Annotated in this window: 19 protein-coding genes; 9 read left to right on the forward strand and 10 right to left on the reverse strand. The window is 31.8% G+C overall.

What is annotated here, in order from left to right; translation table 11 throughout:
• Window positions 1–337: 337 nt before the first annotated feature.
• From thrS to rplT, 4 genes are all read left to right on the forward strand, one after another.
• The gene (thrS, locus tag ABD715_RS09245; protein ID WP_344787906.1) at window positions 338–2272 is read left to right on the forward strand and encodes a threonine--tRNA ligase; all 1935 of its coding nucleotides are present in this window, start codon (window positions 338–340) and stop codon (window positions 2270–2272) included.
• A 33-nt stretch (window positions 2273–2305) separates the two neighbouring features.
• Window positions 2306–2845 carry a translation initiation factor IF-3 gene (gene infC, locus ABD715_RS09250; protein WP_344788420.1) on the forward strand — a complete coding sequence of 180 codons (540 nt, stop codon included), beginning with the start codon at window positions 2306–2308 and terminating at the stop codon, window positions 2843–2845.
• A 126-nt stretch (window positions 2846–2971) separates the two neighbouring features.
• Window positions 2972–3169, forward strand: a complete 198-nt coding sequence (rpmI, locus tag ABD715_RS09255; protein WP_344787908.1) for a 50S ribosomal protein L35 — start codon at window positions 2972–2974, stop codon at window positions 3167–3169.
• 108 nt (window positions 3170–3277) lie between these two features.
• Entirely contained in the window at window positions 3278–3622 is a 345-nt protein-coding gene (gene rplT, locus ABD715_RS09260) for a 50S ribosomal protein L20 (protein WP_344787909.1), read from the forward strand.
• A 233-nt stretch (window positions 3623–3855) separates the two neighbouring features.
• Here rplT and ABD715_RS09265 read toward each other — a convergent pair whose 3' ends face one another.
• Genes ABD715_RS09265 through ABD715_RS09275 form a run of 3 tightly spaced genes read right to left on the reverse strand, consistent with a single transcriptional unit; the run spans window position 3856 to window position 5664 of the window.
• Window positions 3856–4278: a secondary thiamine-phosphate synthase enzyme YjbQ gene (locus ABD715_RS09265; protein WP_344787910.1), complete on the reverse strand. Its 423-nt coding sequence runs from the start codon at window positions 4276–4278 to the stop codon at window positions 3856–3858.
• 15 nt (window positions 4279–4293) lie between these two features.
• A complete protein-coding gene (locus tag ABD715_RS09270) occupies window positions 4294–5370 on the reverse strand; it encodes an adenylate/guanylate cyclase domain-containing protein (RefSeq protein ID WP_344787911.1) in 1077 nt (358 codons plus the stop codon).
• Window positions 5371–5385: 15 nt separating this feature from the next.
• On the reverse strand, window positions 5386–5664 hold the full coding sequence (locus ABD715_RS09275; RefSeq protein WP_344787912.1) for an EF-hand domain-containing protein: 279 nt from the start codon (window positions 5662–5664) through the stop codon (window positions 5386–5388).
• Between the two features lie 130 nt (window positions 5665–5794).
• Between ABD715_RS09275 and ABD715_RS09280 the strand changes: the two genes are divergently transcribed.
• Window positions 5795–6256 (forward strand): hypothetical protein, encoded by a 462-nt coding sequence (locus tag ABD715_RS09280; protein ID WP_344787913.1) that lies wholly within the window; start codon window positions 5795–5797, stop codon window positions 6254–6256.
• Window positions 6257–6390: 134 nt separating this feature from the next.
• On the forward strand, window positions 6391–7200 hold the full coding sequence (locus ABD715_RS09285; RefSeq protein WP_344787914.1) for an HAD family hydrolase: 810 nt from the start codon (window positions 6391–6393) through the stop codon (window positions 7198–7200).
• On the opposite strand, the gene ABD715_RS09290 is transcribed toward ABD715_RS09285, so the two are convergent.
• The 6 genes from ABD715_RS09290 to tgt form a co-directional block, all read right to left on the reverse strand.
• Window positions 7201–8385 (reverse strand): asparagine synthetase B, encoded by a 1185-nt coding sequence (locus tag ABD715_RS09290; protein ID WP_344788421.1) that lies wholly within the window; start codon window positions 8383–8385, stop codon window positions 7201–7203.
• 197 nt (window positions 8386–8582) lie between these two features.
• On the reverse strand, window positions 8583–10127 hold the full coding sequence (gene dnaB, locus ABD715_RS09295) for a replicative DNA helicase (protein ID WP_344787915.1): 1545 nt from the start codon (window positions 10125–10127) through the stop codon (window positions 8583–8585).
• Between the two features lie 167 nt (window positions 10128–10294).
• On the reverse strand, window positions 10295–11248 hold the full coding sequence (locus ABD715_RS09300) for an acetyl-CoA carboxylase carboxyltransferase subunit alpha (protein WP_344787916.1): 954 nt from the start codon (window positions 11246–11248) through the stop codon (window positions 10295–10297).
• 136 nt (window positions 11249–11384) lie between these two features.
• Complete coding sequence (locus ABD715_RS09305; RefSeq protein ID WP_344787917.1) at window positions 11385–12278, reverse strand: DMT family transporter; 894 nt, start codon at window positions 12276–12278, stop codon at window positions 11385–11387.
• Complete coding sequence (locus ABD715_RS09310) at window positions 12265–13341, reverse strand: LptF/LptG family permease (protein WP_344787918.1); 1077 nt, start codon at window positions 13339–13341, stop codon at window positions 12265–12267. Before ABD715_RS09310 ends, ABD715_RS09305 begins: the two co-directional genes overlap by 14 nt.
• Before the next feature lie 26 nt (window positions 13342–13367).
• The gene (gene tgt / locus ABD715_RS09315; RefSeq protein ID WP_344787919.1) at window positions 13368–14498 is read right to left on the reverse strand and encodes a tRNA guanosine(34) transglycosylase Tgt; all 1131 of its coding nucleotides are present in this window, start codon (window positions 14496–14498) and stop codon (window positions 13368–13370) included.
• Window positions 14499–14725: 227 nt separating this feature from the next.
• Between tgt and ABD715_RS09320 the strand changes: the two genes are divergently transcribed.
• The 3 genes from ABD715_RS09320 to ABD715_RS09330 all read left to right on the forward strand — a co-directional run bounded on the left by ABD715_RS09320 (window position 14726) and on the right by ABD715_RS09330 (window position 17366).
• Window positions 14726–15610 carry a transketolase gene (locus ABD715_RS09320; protein ID WP_344788422.1) on the forward strand — a complete coding sequence of 295 codons (885 nt, stop codon included), beginning with the start codon at window positions 14726–14728 and terminating at the stop codon, window positions 15608–15610.
• A 20-nt stretch (window positions 15611–15630) separates the two neighbouring features.
• Window positions 15631–16584, forward strand: a complete 954-nt coding sequence (locus tag ABD715_RS09325) for a transketolase family protein (RefSeq protein ID WP_344787920.1) — start codon at window positions 15631–15633, stop codon at window positions 16582–16584.
• 140 nt (window positions 16585–16724) lie between these two features.
• Window positions 16725–17366, forward strand: coding sequence for an outer membrane beta-barrel protein (locus ABD715_RS09330; RefSeq protein WP_344787921.1), 642 nt, complete (start codon window positions 16725–16727; stop codon window positions 17364–17366).
• 70 nt (window positions 17367–17436) lie between these two features.
• Here the strand turns inward: ABD715_RS09330 and ABD715_RS09335 are convergent, their stop codons facing one another.
• Window positions 17437–18522 carry an FKBP-type peptidyl-prolyl cis-trans isomerase gene (locus tag ABD715_RS09335; RefSeq protein WP_344787923.1) on the reverse strand — a complete coding sequence of 362 codons (1086 nt, stop codon included), beginning with the start codon at window positions 18520–18522 and terminating at the stop codon, window positions 17437–17439.
• Between the last annotated feature and the right edge of the window lie 97 nt (window positions 18523–18619).

Below are 18619 nucleotides of genomic sequence, written 5' to 3' on the forward strand. Positions count from 1 at the left end.
TAATAGTGTATTGCGTTATAAAATACTTTATTATTTTTTTTACAGTAAACTACTTTCTTTTTCTAAAAAATATATTTCCCTATTTAATATGGGACATCCTTTTTTAATTTAATAGACTGTTTACTTACTTAGTAACTAAAAATTCTCAAGCTTTAATCTTAATATTATAATTATCTTAAAGAAAATTTAGTAATAAGCACATTACTATATAACAAAAAATATCAACTTAGAATAAAAATATTAATTAGGAAATGTTTAAACATAAATATTACCAACATATATATTGTATGTAACTTTTTATACTCCTATCTTTGTGAACTGAACTTAATTTATTTTAATGATAGATATTACTTTACCAGATGGCACTGTAAAAACGTTTGAAAAAAACGTTACGCCAATGGATGTTGCGAAGAGCATTAGTGAGGGGTTTGCTAGAAACGTTATTTCTGCGAACTTTAATGGTACAACTGTTGAAACGGTAACTCCGCTTACCACTGATGGTTCTTTAGTTTTATATACATGGAGAGATAATGAAGGAAAAACTGCTTTTTGGCACTCTAGTGCACACGTTTTAGCTCAGGCAATAGAGGAACTTTATAGTGGTGTAAAACTTACTATTGGACCTGCAATTGAAAATGGATTTTATTATGATGTTGATTTTGGAGAACATAGCATATCTGAAAAAGATTTTAAAGCTATTGAAACTAAAATGCTTGAAATTGCTAGAGGCAAACATGAGTTTAATTTAAGATTTGTGTCTAAAGCTGATGCTTTGGAGGAATATAAAGATAATGAGTTTAAGACTGAATTGATTGAAAACTTAGAAGATGGCACTATTACCTTTTGCGATCACTCTACGTTTACAGATTTATGTCGTGGAGGCCACATACCAAATACAGGTATTATAAAAGCTGTAAAAATACTAAGCGTTGCTGGTGCCTATTGGAGAGGTGATGAAACGAAACAGCAGTTAACTAGAGTTTACGGTATATCGTTCCCGAAGCAAAAGGAACTTACTGAATACTTAACTTTATTAGAAGAGGCTAAAAAACGTGACCACAGAAAACTAGGTAAAGAATTGGAACTTTTTACGTTTTCGCATCGAGTGGGTCAAGGTTTACCTTTATGGCTACCAAAAGGCGCAGCTTTACGTGAGCGTTTAGAAAATTTTTTAAAAGCAGCACAAAAAAAAGCTGGATACGAAATGGTATCGACCCCACATATTGGACAAAAGGAACTTTATGAAACTTCTGGACATTATGCAAAGTATGGCGAAGATAGTTTTCAACCAATACTTACACCTAAGGATAATGAAGAGTTTCTTTTAAAACCAATGAATTGTCCGCACCACTGTGAAGTTTACAAAGCATTCCAGTGGTCTTATAAAGATTTACCTGTACGTTATGCCGAATTTGGTACCGTATACAGATACGAACAAAGTGGAGAATTACATGGTTTAACACGCGTTAGAGGTTTTACTCAAGATGATGCGCACTTATTTTGTATGCCAGAGCAACTGGATGAGGAATTTAAAAATGTAATTGATTTGGTTCTTTATGTTTTTGGATCTTTAGGTTTTGAAAACTTTACAGCACAAGTTTCTGTAAGGGACCCTGAAAATCCCGACAAATATATTGGTGACGTTGAAAAATGGGAAAAAGCTGAGCAAGCTATTATTAATGCTGCTAGTGATAAAGGTTTAAATTATGTTGTAGAAACTGGAGAAGCTGCTTTTTATGGCCCTAAATTAGACTTTATGGTAAAAGATGCTTTAGGTAGAAAATGGCAATTAGGGACTATACAAGTAGATTATAACTTACCAGAACGTTTTGATTTAACATACAAAGGAAGCGATAACGAATTACACCGACCAGTAATGATACACCGAGCTCCGTTTGGTAGTATTGAGCGCTTTATAGCCATTTTATTAGAACACACCGCTGGTAATTTCCCTATTTGGCTAATGCCTAAACAAGTTATTATATTGTCTCTTAGCGAGAAATATGAAAAATACGGCGAAAAAGTTTTAAATTTGCTAGAAAATAACGAAATTCGCGCCCTTGTAGATAACAGAAATGAAACTATGGGTAAAAAGATTCGGGAAGCCGAAATGCAAAAATACCCTTTCATGATTGTTATTGGCGAGAATGAAGAAAAAGAAAACAAAATAACTGTGCGAAAGCATGGTGGTGAAGATTTAGGAATGATTTCGATAGAAGTATTTTCTGAAATTATTAAAGATGAAATAAGCAAAACGTTAAAAACGTTTTAAAAAAGTTTAACTTAAAAATATAAGGCCATAGCAATTCGTAGAAGACAGCAAAACCGTAGGGTTTCGCAAGAAGACAAACACAAAATTAACTCTAAAATTACTGCCCAAAAGGTACGTCTTGTTGGAGATAATGTAGAAATTGGTATTTATACCAAAGGAGATGCTATGAGAATAGCAGATGCTCAAGGATTTGATCTTGTAGAGATATCACCCAATGCAGACCCTCCTGTTTGTAAGGTTATGGATTATAAAAAGTTTCTTTACGAACAAAAGAAACGAGATAAAGCCATAAAATCTAAAGCTACTAAAGTAATTGTAAAAGAGATTCGTTTTGGTCCACAGACCGACGATCACGATTATCAATTTAAAAAGAAGCACGCAGAAAAGTTTTTAAAAGAAGGTGCAAAACTTAAAGCTTTTGTATTTTTTAAAGGACGATCTATAATCTTTAAAGAGCAAGGACAAATATTATTATTACGTTTGGCACAAGATCTTGAAGAATTTGGTAAAGTAGAGCAAATGCCAAGACTTGAAGGTAAACGTATGACAATGTTTATTTCTCCAAAGAAGTAATTGACATTTATAAACATAATATGCTTTAGTAAAAACTAAGACATATTATGTTTAAAATATATTATGCTGGAGATTAAGACCAGCATTAAAATAATTAAGCGAAATAATTAAAACTAGGAAAAGAAAATGCCTAAAATGAAAACAAAATCTAGTGCTAAAAAGCGTTTTAAGCTTACTGGTACTGGTAAATTAAAAAGAAAGCACGCTTTTAAGAGTCACATCTTAACAAAGAAGTCTAAAAAGCGTAAGCTAGCACTGCGTCATGATACATTAGTACATAAAGCAGATGAGAATAACATTAAAACTATGATGCGTTTAAAATAAACACATCATTTTTTTAACGTTGGTTAAATAAATTATAAACCCTGGAGTTAGGCTCAAAAAACAAAGTGTCTATTACAAGACCGCCTACTACAAAAAACATTTAAAATTATGCCAAGATCAGTAAATTCTGTAGCAAAAAGAGCCAGAAGAAAAAAGGTTCTTAAACAAGCAAAAGGTTACTTTGGACGTCGTAAAAACGTTTGGACAGTAGCAAAAAATGCGGTTGATAAAGCGATGCAATACTCGTACAGAGACCGTAGAAATAAGAAAAGAACATTCCGTGCTTTATGGATAACGCGTATTAACGCAGGAGCCAGAGAATACGGTTTATCTTATTCGCAATTTATGGGAAAATTAAAAGCTAATGATATCGAATTAAACCGTAAGGTTTTAGCCGATTTAGCTATGAATAACCCAGAGGCTTTTAAAGCTGTAATTAACAAAGTAAAATAAGGCACTTCGCCTATTGTAAAACATATTATTCGCTTAATAGAAAAATCCGATTCGAAAGAGTCGGATTTTTTTTATACATATATTTTAGGCCTTATTATAAATAAGTTTGTCGATAGTTGTTTATTTGTATTGCATGTTTGCCAAATAAAGAACTTGATGAACTTTTGTTGCCCCTGAATAGAAAGATTGTCTTACTTAATGCAAACCAATTTGTTTAAGTGTAATTAAACCCTTTAAATTCCGAAGGCTGTAATAACAATATTTCTAGAACCACCGTAATCTCTATGTTCGCATAAATAAATACCCTGCCAAATCCCCATATTTAGTCTTCCGTTGGTAATTGGCATGGTAATAGAAGCCCCTAGTAAAGAAGCTTTAATATGCGCAGGCATATCGTCTGGACCTTCGTAAGTGTGTTTGTAATAGGGTGCATTCTCTGGAACCATTTTATTAAAATGACTTTCAAAATCTTGTCTAACAGTAAAATCTGCATTTTCGTTAATTGATAAACTTGCCGAAGTATGTTTTATAAAAACCTGACATTGCCCAGTTTTAATTTCAGACATTTCTGGAATTGCACTAAGCACAGCTTCTGTAATTAAATGGAAACCTCTTGTATAAGCCTTCAATTTTAATTCCTTCTGAAAACACTTCATCTTAACTATTTTGTTTTAAACTTTGTTTATAGTAAATACATTTATTTTTACTTGTTTTCCTTTTAACTCTAGCGCTCCTACTTCTTTTACAACATAATTTAAGTTTAAATTTAATGGCAATAACAAATCTTCAGAAATTAACAAGGTCGCATCAAGTTTATTGCACTGACCTTGAATTCGAGCCGCAGTATTAACTACATCGCCATGAAAAGCTAACTCTTTTTTTACAGTTCCAACTTCTGCAACCATTAACTTACCACCATGTAAACCAGCTTTAAATTCTGGGAAATAATTATACTTTTTAATATAATACAATTCTCTTTTCTGTAATTGACTTTTAAAATCGAAGAACAAGGTTACACAATTAAATTTATAGATGCCTTTTTTAAATTTCCATGTTAAGACAGCTTCGTCTCCTACATATTGATATACTTGGGCATCGTATTTGTTTACAATTCTATTTAAATCTAGAAAACAATCTTGAATAAATTCACTGTATAAAAAATGACCTAATTTCTCTGCAATTGTAGTAGAATCTTTTAAGTCTAAAAACATAAAAATACGTTCTTCTTCTATTGGCTTTCTGTATTTGCCCAGCAACATATTTGCAAAAACACCACTACCGAAATTATCGCTGGCTATTTTTAAGAATGAAAATACGAGCGAGCTCATGAAAAAATAGAGTACAGATACCCAAAACACTTTGCTTGTTTGCCACCAACCTTGATTATTAGGTAGGTCTATATCCATTCTATGTTCAAAATAAAATGTAGTTAAAGTTGTTACTAAAATTAAAGCAACTAAGTAAATTACAAGTTTTATAAGCAAGATAAAGCCTAAAGAAAACTTATTATTAATAATTTTTTCGAGAAAAAACTCTACCAAAGCATACAAAAGCCCCAGAAGAGCACCAGCATAAAGTAAAATATCGAACCATTCTGTTATGGGAACCTCGTAGTTTTCTCTAATGGTTCTTCCCTCCTCTTCGCCTATGCCATAGTAACGAATTACAATGAGGAGAAAACAAGCAAAAATCCAAAAAAATACAGACCTGAAAAGTAAGATTGAAAAATCTTTAAGGTTTTTGTTCAAAGTAGAATATTAAAATTAATTATCTTTATCTGTAATATTTTCAATAGCTAATTTGAACTCTTCCCAGTCTATTAATCCATCTCCATCTTTATCATAACCTTCAATTAGCTTAGATGACACCAACCCTCTTATAAAACCATTAATCTCGGCCTCTTTTAATAATGCCACTATTTCTTTCTTCTTTAGTTTTCCATTTTCATCTTTATCAAAAAAAGAAAAAGCAGCTTCTGGAGTTTCAAAATGATTTGTAATTAGGATTTGAATTTTATTAAGTATTATTTCTTTAGTAGCCATATTAGTATATTTATTTGTAATTAAATTTAAGGAAAAGTTTCTATAACATATAAATAAAAACTTCTAAATTGATTAATTATTATACGCAACCATTTAAGAAAATATTCATCTAAAAATAAAAGCTTACTTTATGAAATATCCTTTTTATCTTATTCTTTCTTTAATATTTATTGTTACAAGTTGCTCTTTAAATGATAACGAAAACAGTATTGAAACAGATCAAGTAATTACTATAGAATGGCACCTTACAAAATCTTCTGGCGGTATAGCTGGCGAAGATTATGAATTTGATTTAGATACAATTATTTGGGATTTTGATTCGCAAAATGGATCTTTAACCATTTCTAATAATAACACAGACGATAACAAAGAAGATGCTTTAAGTTCTGGAACTTATTTATATGAGTTGTTAGAGCTTAATAATTTAGTATACATAGTAATTGATGGAGAAGAATATGGTGAAATTATATTTTCGAGTAACAATGATGCTATAACAATAAACCAAAACCATACATCTACTGGAAATTCTAGTGATTTATTTGTTTACAATTTTACAAGAAAACTTATAACTACAGACTCTTCTGGTAATTAAAGCTTAACAACATCTTAGCTAATCTAAAACAGATATCCAGTAATAGTTATTTATATTTGTACTTATAGCAAGCAATTATTTTTTATAACATATAAAAATAATTGCTTAGTGTTTTAATATATTAAATATATAGTATGAATCTTTCGAAAATAAAACTTATTGCTACCGATATGGATGGCACTTTATTAAACTCTAATCACGAAGTAAGTTCTCGTTTTTTCAAATTATTTGATGCTTTAAAAAAACATAATATTCATTTTGTAGCTGCTAGTGGCAGACCGTATTATAGTATATTAGAAAAACTACAAGACATAAAAGACGACATTACTATTGTTGCAGAAAATGGTGGTGTAGTTATTAAAAAAGAGGAAGTTTTACTTACTACACCAATAGAAAAAAGTAAACTAGATAATATTATTTCTATATTAAACAAGTTAGATGATATTAATGCTGTTTTTTGCACCCAAAAAAAAGCTTATTTTAAAACCAAAGATGCTAATTTATTAAAGGTATTAACCGAGTTTTATCCAGAGTTTGATTACTTTAAAACTACAGATGACATACCAGAAGCTATTATAAAAATAGCGTTATACCATAAGGAGTGCTCTGAAACCCATATTTACCCATACTTTAAAGATTTAGATAATACATACGGTGTAAAAGTTTCTGGTAAAAATTGGGTAGACATCTCTGATAATTTAGCAAATAAGGGGCACGCTATAAAAATGCTTCAAAACAATTATAATATTTTACCAGAAGAAACCTTAGTTTTTGGCGATTATAATAATGATATTGAAATGTTTAAGCAATCTACACATGGTTTTGCGATGGAAAACGCACATGAAAACATAAAAAAAATCGCAGATTTTAACACAAAAAGTAACGACGAATTTGGTGTAGAGCTTGTTCTAGAAAAATTATTAGAAGCTAAAGAAACTCTGTAATTAAGTTTTTTGTTTCTTTTTTTTAGCTGCAGGAAATAAAACATTATTTAATATAAGCCTGTAACCAGGGGAGGTTGGGTGTAAATCGAGCTCGGTTTTAGGATCGCCCACTTTATGCTGATAATCTTCTGGATCATGGCCTCCATAAAAAGTAAAAAAACCTTTTCCTTTTATGCCATGTATGTATTTGGCTTCTCCATTAGATTTTGTTTCTCCCATTACTAATACACTCGATTTTATTTCTTCGCGAGTAAACGATGTTGTTTGCCCCATAAACCCCTTTACTAAAGCGGTATGGTTTTGACATAACATAGTTGGAATAGGGTCCCATTTTGCAGAAAACTCCATTAAAGAAAAATAATCTGAATCTTTAGTTACACGACGTTTTCTTGTCATGTCTATTGACGAAAACTCATAAATTAACGGACTGCGCTCTAAGGTATAATTTGTAAAAGCAAAAGTTTTAGAAAAATCGATTTTATTTTGATAGCCAGCATCTGTTCCATCTCCATCAAACATAGGCTCGCAAATATCTAACCCTTCAACCGAAAGTGCAATATCAAAACTATCTGTTGCGCTACACATGGCAAACATAAAACCACCTCCAACAACATAGTCTCTAATTTTAGAAGCCACAGCACTTTTTTCTTCAGATACTTTACTAAAACCTAAAGCATGTGCTAATATTTCTGCATTTTTTTTCTCTTCAATATACCACGAAGAAGCTCTATAGGCACCATAAAACTTACCATATTGCCCCGTAAAATCTTCGTGATGTAAGTGCAGCCAATCAAACAGTAACAAACCATCGTTTAAAACTTCTTCATCGTACACCGTTTCGTAAGGAATCTCTGCATATTGTAAAACCATAGTAACTGCATCATCCCAAGGCAATTTTCCTTTTGGAGTATACACTGCTATTTTAGGAGCTTTTTCTAAAACCACTGCTTCCATATTTTTACTTGGACTACTAATTTCTTGTAAAATACTTTCGGCATTATTATTAGATATCACCTCAAAAGATACACCTCGTATTTGGCATTCTTTTTTAATTTTATCTGTATCTGGAAGTAAAAAAGAGCCACCTCTATAATTAAGAAGCCACTTTACTTTAAGCTCTTTATTAAGCACCCAATAAGTTACGCCATAAGCTTTTAAATGATTTTTTTGACTCTCTACATCCATAGGAACAAGAATGTATGATGCATAAGTTTTTAAGCTAAAACTTATAAATAATATGATTATAAATATCTTTTTCAATTTGAAGCGGTACTTTACAAGGTATCTAAATCGTTTTAATTAAAACGATTTAGATACCTAATTTTATAAGTGAAAGATACTTAAAAAGAAAACCTAAATAAAATCTTTATAAAAATATTAAGTTAAAATGGTACGTCGTTATCCTCATTATTAAAAGAACTACCAAAAGCTTGATCTGGACTTGCTTTAAAATCGTCTGTTTTAAAAGTGTCGTCGTTTGCAGCTGCATTCATTTTAGAATGAAATTCGGTATCAAAAGGCGAATCGAAATCATCTAAATTATCAAACTTACCTAAGTGTCCTAAGAATTTTAGACGAATATTCTCTAAACCACCATTTCTGTGTTTTGCAATAATAAACTCGGCTTGGCCTTGGGTAGACGAACGTTCGTCATCATCCCATTCATCAATTTTATAATATTCTGGTCGGAAAATAAAGCTTACAATATCTGCATCTTGCTCTATCGCTCCAGATTCACGTAAATCTGACAGTAAAGGTCTTTTACTTCCTCCACGCGTTTCTACCGCACGCGATAATTGCGATAATGCAATAACTGGTACCATAAGTTCTTTTGCCAAGGCTTTTAAGTTTCGAGAAATCATCGAGATTTCTTGCTCACGGTTTCCTCCATGATTACTACCTCCCGTCATTAACTGCAAGTAATCAATCATAATTAATTTTATACCATGTTGCGAAGACAGACGCCTTGCTTTTGCTCTTAAATCGAAAATAGAAAGTGACGGTGTATCATCTATAAATAAAGGTGCTTTTTCTAAGCCTTTTACTTTTACGTTTAGTTGTTCCCATTCATGTTTTTCTAATTTACCAGTACGCAACTTCTCTGATGACAATCCTGTTTCACTAGAAATTAAACGGGTAATTAATTGTACTGAAGCCATCTCTAAAGAGAAGAAAGCAACAGGTATATTTTGATCTACAGCAATATTTCTTGCCATAGACAGTGTTAAAGCGGTTTTACCCATACCTGGACGCGCTGCAACAATAATTAAATCGGAAGGTTGCCAACCAGACGTTAATTTATCTAGTTTAGTAAACCCGGTAGGAATACCACTTAAGCCTTCTTTATTAGAAATCTCTTCAATTTTTTTCTTTGCCTGAATTACTAAGTCTTGAGCTGTTTCACTCGATTTTTTAATGTTACCTTGGGTAACTTCGTATAATTTAGTTTCTGCTGTATCTAATAAATCGAATACATCCTTAGTTTCGTCGTAAGCTTCTTCTATAATTTCACTAGAAATTTTAATTAAACTTCGCTGAATAAATTTTTGTAAAATAATACGAGCATGAAACTCGATATGGGCAGAAGATGATACCTTTTGAGTTAAAGATATTAAGTAAAAATCTCCTCCAGATAATTCTAGCTTTGCATCCTTCTTTAATTGTGTAGAAACCGTTAATAAGTCTACAGGCTCACTGTTTTCGAATAAGGTAAATATGGCATTAAATATATGCTGGTGTGCTTCTTTATAAAAAGCATCGGGACTTAAAATATCGATAACCTCGTCTACCCCTTTCTTATCAATCATCATTGCCCCAAGAACAACCTCCTCTAAATCAATAGCTTGCGGAGGTATCTTTCCTTTTTCTAGACTAATTAATGTGCTTTTGTCTACTTTATATCCTTTGACTTGGTCGGGTTGTTTCATAACTACAAAAGTAACTAAATATGCTTTGGCTTAAAGCGTTTTAAATTTATCGTTGTTAACTGTCAGTTAACAATTTAACTGTTAATAACTTAGAAATATTGTTAATATCCATAAAAAAAATCTGAAGCATGACACTTCAGATTTTTTATTATATGATTTTAAACGAATTATCCTTTATAGACACCCATGTTTAAATATTTATCCATACGCTCAGAAATTAAATCTGTTGGTGATAAGTTTTTAAGGCTTTCGTAAGTCTTAACAATTGTCTCGCTAACGGTTAAAAATGTTTTTTCACGATCTCTATGTGCACCTCCAATAGGCTCTTTAATAATCCCGTCAACAACTTTTATTTTCTTAGCATCGCTTGCTGTAAGTTTAAGTGCTTTTGCAGCCTTTTCTTTGTGCTCCCAACTTCTCCATAAAATAGAAGAACAGTTTTCTGGAGAAATTACTGAGTACCAAGAATTTTCTAACATTAAAACTTTATCTCCTACACCTATACCTAAGGCTCCACCAGAAGCTCCTTCACCTATAACAATAGCAATAATAGGAACTTTTAAACGAGCCATTTCTAAAATATTTCTAGCAATGGCTTCTCCCTGTCCTCGTTCTTCAGCTTCTAAACCTGGGTATGCACCTGGAGTATCTATAAAAGTAACTACAGGAATACCAAATTTTTCAGCAGATTTCATTAAACGTAATGCTTTTCGATATCCTTCTGGATTGGCCATACCAAAATTTCTGTATTGTCTTGTCTTGGTATTATATCCTTTTTGTTGACCGATAAACATAAAACTTTGATCGCCTATTTTACCTAGGCCACCAATCATGGCTTTATCGTCCTTTACATTACGATCTCCATGAAGTTCTAAGAAACTATCTCCACAAATAGCATGAATATAATCTAGTGTATATGGTCTATTAGGATGCCGTGAAAGTTGTACCCGTTGCCAAGGCGTTAGGTTTTTGTATATATCTTTTTTTGCTGTTGCAAGCTTCTTTTCTATTTGAGTACAAGTTTCTGTAACATCTACTTCACTTTCCTCGCCTATCACTTTACATTTTTGTAATTGATCTTCAAGCTCTTTTATTGGAAGTTCAAATTCTAAATATTCCATAGGAATTTTTATTTCAATATTTGGTTTAGTTTACAAAACTACATATTTTATTTCGTTTACCTTTTAAAATAAAAATGAAATAACAGTATAATTTTAGTTTGTATGATTTAACTTAATCATTTTGAACATATAAGTATTAGCTACTTTTTTTAATTTTTTTCATATTTTTAAGAATGCCATTACATAATACTGTAATGATAATAATTAAAGCTCCGTAATAAAATGCTGGGCTCATTTTTTCTTTATCAGGAAAAAGTAATACAGCTATAGCAATACCGTATATGGGTTCTAAGTTATAGGTTAGCACAACTGTATACGGACTTATATCTTTCATAATATACACCGAAGCTATAAAGGCATACGTAGTACATATAGAAGCTAAAATAAATAGGTAACCAAAATCTGGCACACTTAGGTTAAAAAAGTTAATTGAAAACCCTTCTGTAAAAAGCATTATGTACATAGATATAAAAAGTACACCACTTAAAAACTCGTAAAAAGAGATAGTAGTTGCAGAGTGTGTTTTTAAAAACTTACCATTTAAAACTGCAAATAACGACGATAATAAAGCCGATGTTATACCTAAAATTATACCTGTAATATACTTTAATTCGCTTTGGGTTATAATGTAGACTCCAATTATAACAATAATGCCAAATAAAATTTCGTACCAAACAATGGCACGTTTATAAATTATGGGCTCTATTATAGATGCAAAAAAAGCACCTGTAGAAAACATTGCTAAAGCTATTGATATGTTGGCTACTTTTATGGCTGTAAAAAAGGTTATCCAATGTAAGGCTATAATTACGCCAGCAAAGGCAAATTTAGTAATTGCTTTTGATGTTATTTTAATATTTATTTTAGCAACTTTTACATAAACATACATTAAAATTAACGCCATGAGCATTCTAAACCACACCAACGGAATGGCCTCTATAGAAATTAACTCGCCTAAAATAGCTGTAAAACCAGCTATAAAAACTAAAACATGTAAGTGTAAATAACTTTTAAATTTAGCGCTTAGCATTATATAACAGGTAAGCAGCTAGCACTCCAAAAATAATGTTTGGAAACCATACAGCAATTATTGGGTCGAAGTTAGACTGTTGTGCCATAACCCCAAATATTTTATCGAAAAATACAAACACCATGGCTATACAAATACCTATAGCCAAGTTTACACCCATACCACCACGTCTTTTGTTTGATGATACTGCAACACCTATAATAGTTAAGATAAAAACAGAGACAGGCAAACTCCATTTTCTATATTTTACCAATTTATATCTACCAATGTTAGATGAGCCCCTTTGCTCCTCTTTTTCAATAAACTCTACTAATTCTCCGTATGGTAAAACCTCTGCTTCATAAATTTTAGGAATTAAATCCTTTATTTCAAAAGCAAACAAGGTGTCTTTTTTACGTAATATTTCTAAAGAATCGGGCAAATTTCCAATGGTACGCTTTACATAATTTGTCATTCTGTAAACCGAATCTTTTTCTATATACCTAATATTATCAGCTGTTATTTTATACACTAATTTATTACCGTCAAAATGCTCAAAAGTAAAATCGTGTCCTACATTATTTCTATCGTCAAAACGACTAACATAAATTTGATCGGACTCGCTAATTTGCCTGTAAACATCTCGATCTTGACTGTCTTTAGAATGAGATTTAAAATATTTATAAGTAAAATCGTTAAAGCCCTTACTTGCTCTTGGTGCTAAATACAAACCAAGTATTAATGCCATAAAACCTGTTATTGTAGCACCTATTAAATACGGTCTTAAAAACCTAACATAAGATACTCCAGAACTTAAAAAGGCAATAACCTCGGTGTTATTTGCAAGTTTTGATGTAAACCAGATAACTGATAAAAACAAAAACAAAGGAAAAAGTAGGTGTGCAAAGTAAATAGTAAAGTCGAAAAGATAAACAGCTACCTCGCCAAAAGGGACTTCTTTATCTAAAATTTTTCCAATTTTTTCTGCTAGATGTACTGTTATTCCAATAGGAATAAACAAAAGTAACATCATAAAAAATGTAAATAAATAACGTTTTAATATGTACCAATCTAGTATTTTCAATGTTATCTTAAATTTTATTTATGCTTTTATAGTCGGTTATTCATTTGCTTTACCATTTTATCTTTCCAAACAGAAAAATCTCCTGCTAATATATGTTTTCTAGCTTCGCGAACCAACCATAAATAGAAACCTAAATTATGTATAGTTGCTATTTGCTTACCTAATAATTCGTTTACGGTAAACAAATGTCTTACATATGCCTTGGTATATGCTTTATCTACAAATGTTATACCCATTTCGTCTATAGGCGAAAAATCATCAGCCCATTTTAAATTCTTAATATTTATAGTACCATGTGCAGTAAACAACATACCATTTCTAGCATTACGTGTTGGCATAACACAATCGAACATGTCTACACCTAACGCTATATTTTCTAAAATATTGATAGGCGTACCAACACCCATTAAATATCTTGGCTTATCTTCTGGTAAAATACTACAAACTACATCGGTCATGGCATACATTTCTTCGGCAGGTTCTCCAACAGATAAACCGCCAATAGCATTACCTACTGCTCCAGCATTAGCTATATACTCTGCCGATTGTTTACGCAAATCTTTATACGTACTACCTTGTACAATAGGGAAAAAGGCTTGGTTATAATCGTATTTTAAAGGTGTTTTTTCTAAATGATTAATACATCTATCTAACCAGCGATGCGTCATGTGCATAGAGCGTTTAGCGTAATTATAATCGCAAGGATATGGCGTACACTCATCAAAAGCCATAATAATATCGGCACCAATACTACGCTGAATTTCCATAACATTTTCGGGTGTAAATGTATGGTAACTACCATCTATATGCGATTTAAATTTTACACCTTCCTCTTTAATTTTTCTATTTGCAGAAAGTGAGTATACTTGGTAGCCCCCAGAATCGGTTAAAATATTTCTATCCCAATTCATAAATTTATGAAGTCCGCCAGCCTTTTCAATAATTTTTGTCTGTGGTCTTAAATATAAATGATAGGTATTACCCAAAATAATATCTGGATTTATATCGTCTTTAAGCTCGCGTTGATGTACACCTTTTACTGTTGCTACAGTACCAACAGGCATAAAAATTGGAGTTTCTATAACACCATGATCGGTTGTTACTTTACCTGCTCTAGCTTTACTTTTGGGGTCTAACGCGTTTAATTCGAACTTCATTTAAATAAAATTTACAGTTTTATATTAACGCTTTAAATAATCTAAAAAGCATTAATGCGCAAACCTACATATTTTTTTAATTTAAATTTAGTTTTACCCAGAATTATATAGAATAATACGTATTAGTAGCACCTAAAAATAAAGCTTTTCTTATTAATGTTTAATTTACTAAAAAAAGTTAAATGTTTACTTAAATTAGGTTGTTAATACTTTGTAAAAGAAACATAATAGACTATTTTTGTGTCGCAAAATTTAATAAATTAAACATGCCAAATACACAACAATTAGAAGATTTAACCACGCAAGTTCGTAGAGATATTATACGAATGGTTCACAAAGTAAATTCTGGACACCCAGGAGGTTCATTAGGATGTGCCGAATTTTTGGTTACATTATACAATGAAATCATGGATAGAAAAGAAGGTTTTGATATGGATGGAATTAACGAAGACCTATTCTTTTTATCTAACGGACATATTTCTCCAGTATTTTATAGCGTTTTGGCAAGAGCTGGTTATTTTCCAGTTGAAGAATTAAGCACCTTTAGATTAATCGACTCTCGTTTACAAGGACACCCAACAACGCACGAAGGTTTACCTGGAGTAAGAGTAGCTTCTGGATCTTTAGGTCAAGGCATGTCTGTTGCTTTAGGAGCTGCCGAGGTAAAAAAGATGAATGGAGATAAAAGTATTGTTTATTCTTTACATGGCGATGGCGAATTACAAGAAGGACAAAACTGGGAAGCTATAATGTATGCTGCTGCAAAAAATGTAGATAATATAATATCTACAATTGACTTAAATGGTCAACAAATTGATGGAGCAACAGATGACGTTTTACCAATGGGAAGCATTAAAGGTAAATTTGAAGCTTTTGGGTGGACTGTTATAGAAATTGAAGCTGGAAATAATATTGATGCTATTATTAAAGGAATGGCTGAAGCTAAAGCTAAAACTGGACAAGGAAAACCTGTTTGTGTTTTATTAAAAACAATAATGGGTAATGGTATAGATTTTATGATGCATACACACGAGTGGCATGGTAAAGCACCTAACGACGAGCAATTAGCTATTGGCTTAGCACAAAACCCTGAAACTTTAGGAGATTATTAATCTAGCAATCAAAAAAGAAAATGAAAACTTATACATATACAGAAAAGAAAGATACACGTAGCGGATTTGGTGCTGGTTTAGCAGAATTAGGAAGAACAAACCCTGATGTTGTTGCACTTTGTGCAGATTTAACACCTTCGTTAAAAATGGGGGAATTTATTAAAGAAAACCCTGAGCGTTTTTTTCAAATAGGAATTGCTGAAGCCAATATGATGGGTATTGCTGCTGGTATGACTATTGGAGGTAAAATTCCTTTTACTGGTACTTTTGCAAATTTTGCAACAGGTCGTGTTTACGATCAAATTCGTCAATCTATAGCTTATTCTGGTAAGAATGTAAAAATATGCGCATCGCACGCAGGCTTAACTTTAGGAGAAGATGGTGCAACACACCAAATTCTTGAAGATATTGGGTTAATGAAAATGCTTCCAGGCATGGTAGTTATTAATCCTTGTGATTTCAATCAAACAAAAGCTGCAACCATTGCTATTGCAGAATATGAAGGCCCTGTTTACTTACGTTTTGGACGTCCATCTGTTCCTATTTTTACTCCAGCAGATCAAAAATTTGAAATAGGAAAAGCAATACAGTTAACAGAAGGTACAGATGTTACTATTGTAGCTACAGGACATTTAGTATGGGAAGCCTTAGAAGCATCAAAAGTTTTAAACGAACAAGGTATATCTGCCGAGGTTATAAACATACATACTATTAAGCCTTTAGATGAAAAGGCTATTATAGATTCTGTTACTAAAACAGGTTGTATTGTTACTGCAGAAGAGCATAATATTTTAGGAGGTTTAGGCGAAAGTGTTGCACGTACTTTAGCTACTCAAAAACCAACTCCGCAAGAGTTTATTGGTACTAACGATACTTTTGGAGAATCTGGTACTCCTGCGCAATTAATGGATAAATACGGATTAAATAGCGCATCTATTGTAGAAAAAGCACTTGCTGTTATAAAAAGAAAATAACAATTACTATAACTTACTTAAAGGGTTCTTTTAAATTTTAAAAGAACCCTTTTTGCTTTAAAATACTATCTTCAAGAAAATAATATTCGTTTGGCAACGTTTTTGATATTAGGTACATTCAATCTTAAAAACGAATAATTATGAACATTTTTAAAACATGTCGCAAATCTATTGCAACACCTAGTAGCAAGAATAAGAATTCTTTTTTTATAGCTTTACTTGCTATTTTATTTAGCTCTGGAGCCTATGCGCAAACTGCTACCGGAATAGGAATTAAAGGCGGGGTAAACTACAATGCTAACGGAAACTATTTTGAATCTATTGGAGATAATGCCAAAAAGCCCGAGAGAAATGTGGGGTATCACTTTGGTTTATTCGGAAAAATTGGAAACAAACTGTATTTAAAGCCAGAAATTGTATACACTAGCACTAAAAGTGATTATGATGACGATAGTTTTGAAATGCAAAAAATAGATGCTCCTATTCTTATTGGTGTAAAAGTACTTGGTCCTATTAGTGTATTTGCAGGTCCTTCTTTTCAGTATATTTTAGATTCTGAATATGATGGCATAGCTATTAAAGATGTTGAGGAAGATTTCTCTGTTGGAGCTAATTTTGGAATTGGTTTAAACTTTAAAAAAGTAGGTATAGACCTAAGATACGAAAGAGGCTTTAATGATAACGAAGCTAGTTTTATAAACAATAACATATCTACTAACGCAGTTAGCAGACTAGATACAAGACCAGATCAACTTATATTAAGTTTGTCGCTTATTTTATAATATACATGCTTTATAAAACAAAAAAATCTCGCAATAGCGAGATTTTTTTGTTTTAATTTATATTGCCAAACTAATTACTAGAGTTGTAATTAATAGTTATTTCTCCATCTAAATAATCATCTACACCATCATTATTAGAGTCCATTATAGTTACTGTATTTATAGTAATAACACCTGCTTCTTCAGTTCTGCTAATTTCAAACTCCCTATTAGCTACCAATACAGGCTCTGTACCTCCATTATTAGTATCAACCGTATAAGTCTTAGGTTCTAATTCGTTAATAGTTGCAATACCATCTGCATCATCGTCTGCATCAAAATAATTTGGAGTAAAATCACCATCTGTATCATCATGAGTTACAGTATCGTCATCTGGATCTGCAATAGTAAATTCGCCATCTCCATTTAAATCTTCTAAATAAGAAGGAATACCATCACCATCATGATCGGTTACGTAAGCATTCATTAAATCAAACTTAAAAGCAATTGGTGTATAAGTAGAAATACCTGTAGACCCGTTACTAAAGTAAGCCAAACCAGACGGAATAAACATAACACCAGCACCATGGTTCATATAATCTACAGTACCATCGCCACCATCTTCAAAAGAAACAGCGGTATTAAAAAGCGGTAAAACTTTTCTCCATCCTGGTATTAACGATGTTAAATCAAAAACAACAGGGTTTACAGCGCTATCAAAAATGGTAGCATCATCATCTAATAAAAAACCTTCGTAATTAACTCTTACTTCGTCTGAGAAATTTGGAGATTCCTCTCCGCCACCTGCATTTAATTTAAGTACATAAAATTCGTAAGTAGTGTTTGCGTATGTCTTGGTTTCTTTTGTTAAAATTGGGTTTGATTCACTTAATAAATCCCATAAAATAGTATGTCCTTCTGGAGCTTCGGTTTCTCCATTAGCAAGTGCACTTATTTCTAAATCAGAACTACTTGGATCTCCTATAGCTTCTAGCTCACTAGAATTATAATAATGGTTTGCTAAATAGGTTTCAATCTCTAAAATATCTTCTTCCTGTACTTCATCTCTATCTCTAACTTCTATAGTAATTACATCATCACTATCATCATCTTTTTTACAAGAAAAAAGACCTATTGTTAAGCATAATGTTAACAAACTTAATTTTACTATTTTCATATACTTTGGTGTTTTCCTTTTCTAAGCAAAATCAATCTTAAAAATTTATAACTTTAATAATGCTTGATTATTGCTTATTTTTGACGCGCAAGATACA

Origin of the sequence: Postechiella marina (assembly GCF_039538365.1) — a bacterium.
Lineage (GTDB): Bacteria > Bacteroidota > Bacteroidia > Flavobacteriales > Flavobacteriaceae > Postechiella > Postechiella marina.

Coding starts and splice junctions, on each gene's coding strand:
- ABD715_RS09300 (WP_344787916.1), bottom strand. CDS start 11,248: ATGGAATATTTAGAATTTGAACTTCCAATAAAAGAGCTTGAAGATCAA.
- ABD715_RS09305 (WP_344787917.1), bottom strand. CDS start 12,278: ATGCTAAGCGCTAAATTTAAAAGTTATTTACACTTACATGTTTTAGTT.
- ABD715_RS09285 (WP_344787914.1), top strand. CDS start 6,391: ATGAATCTTTCGAAAATAAAACTTATTGCTACCGATATGGATGGCACT.
- ABD715_RS09265 (WP_344787910.1), bottom strand. CDS start 4,278: ATGAAGTGTTTTCAGAAGGAATTAAAATTGAAGGCTTATACAAGAGGT.
- ABD715_RS09280 (WP_344787913.1), top strand. CDS start 5,795: ATGAAATATCCTTTTTATCTTATTCTTTCTTTAATATTTATTGTTACA.
- tgt (WP_344787919.1), bottom strand. CDS start 14,498: ATGAAGTTCGAATTAAACGCGTTAGACCCCAAAAGTAAAGCTAGAGCA.
- thrS (WP_344787906.1), top strand. CDS start 338: ATGATAGATATTACTTTACCAGATGGCACTGTAAAAACGTTTGAAAAA.
- ABD715_RS09325 (WP_344787920.1), top strand. CDS start 15,631: ATGAAAACTTATACATATACAGAAAAGAAAGATACACGTAGCGGATTT.
- ABD715_RS09335 (WP_344787923.1), bottom strand. CDS start 18,522: ATGAAAATAGTAAAATTAAGTTTGTTAACATTATGCTTAACAATAGGT.
- ABD715_RS09275 (WP_344787912.1), bottom strand. CDS start 5,664: ATGGCTACTAAAGAAATAATACTTAATAAAATTCAAATCCTAATTACA.
- ABD715_RS09290 (WP_344788421.1), bottom strand. CDS start 8,385: ATGGATGTAGAGAGTCAAAAAAATCATTTAAAAGCTTATGGCGTAACT.
- dnaB (WP_344787915.1), bottom strand. CDS start 10,127: ATGAAACAACCCGACCAAGTCAAAGGATATAAAGTAGACAAAAGCACA.
- rplT (WP_344787909.1), top strand. CDS start 3,278: ATGCCAAGATCAGTAAATTCTGTAGCAAAAAGAGCCAGAAGAAAAAAG.
- rpmI (WP_344787908.1), top strand. CDS start 2,972: ATGCCTAAAATGAAAACAAAATCTAGTGCTAAAAAGCGTTTTAAGCTT.
- ABD715_RS09330 (WP_344787921.1), top strand. CDS start 16,725: ATGAACATTTTTAAAACATGTCGCAAATCTATTGCAACACCTAGTAGC.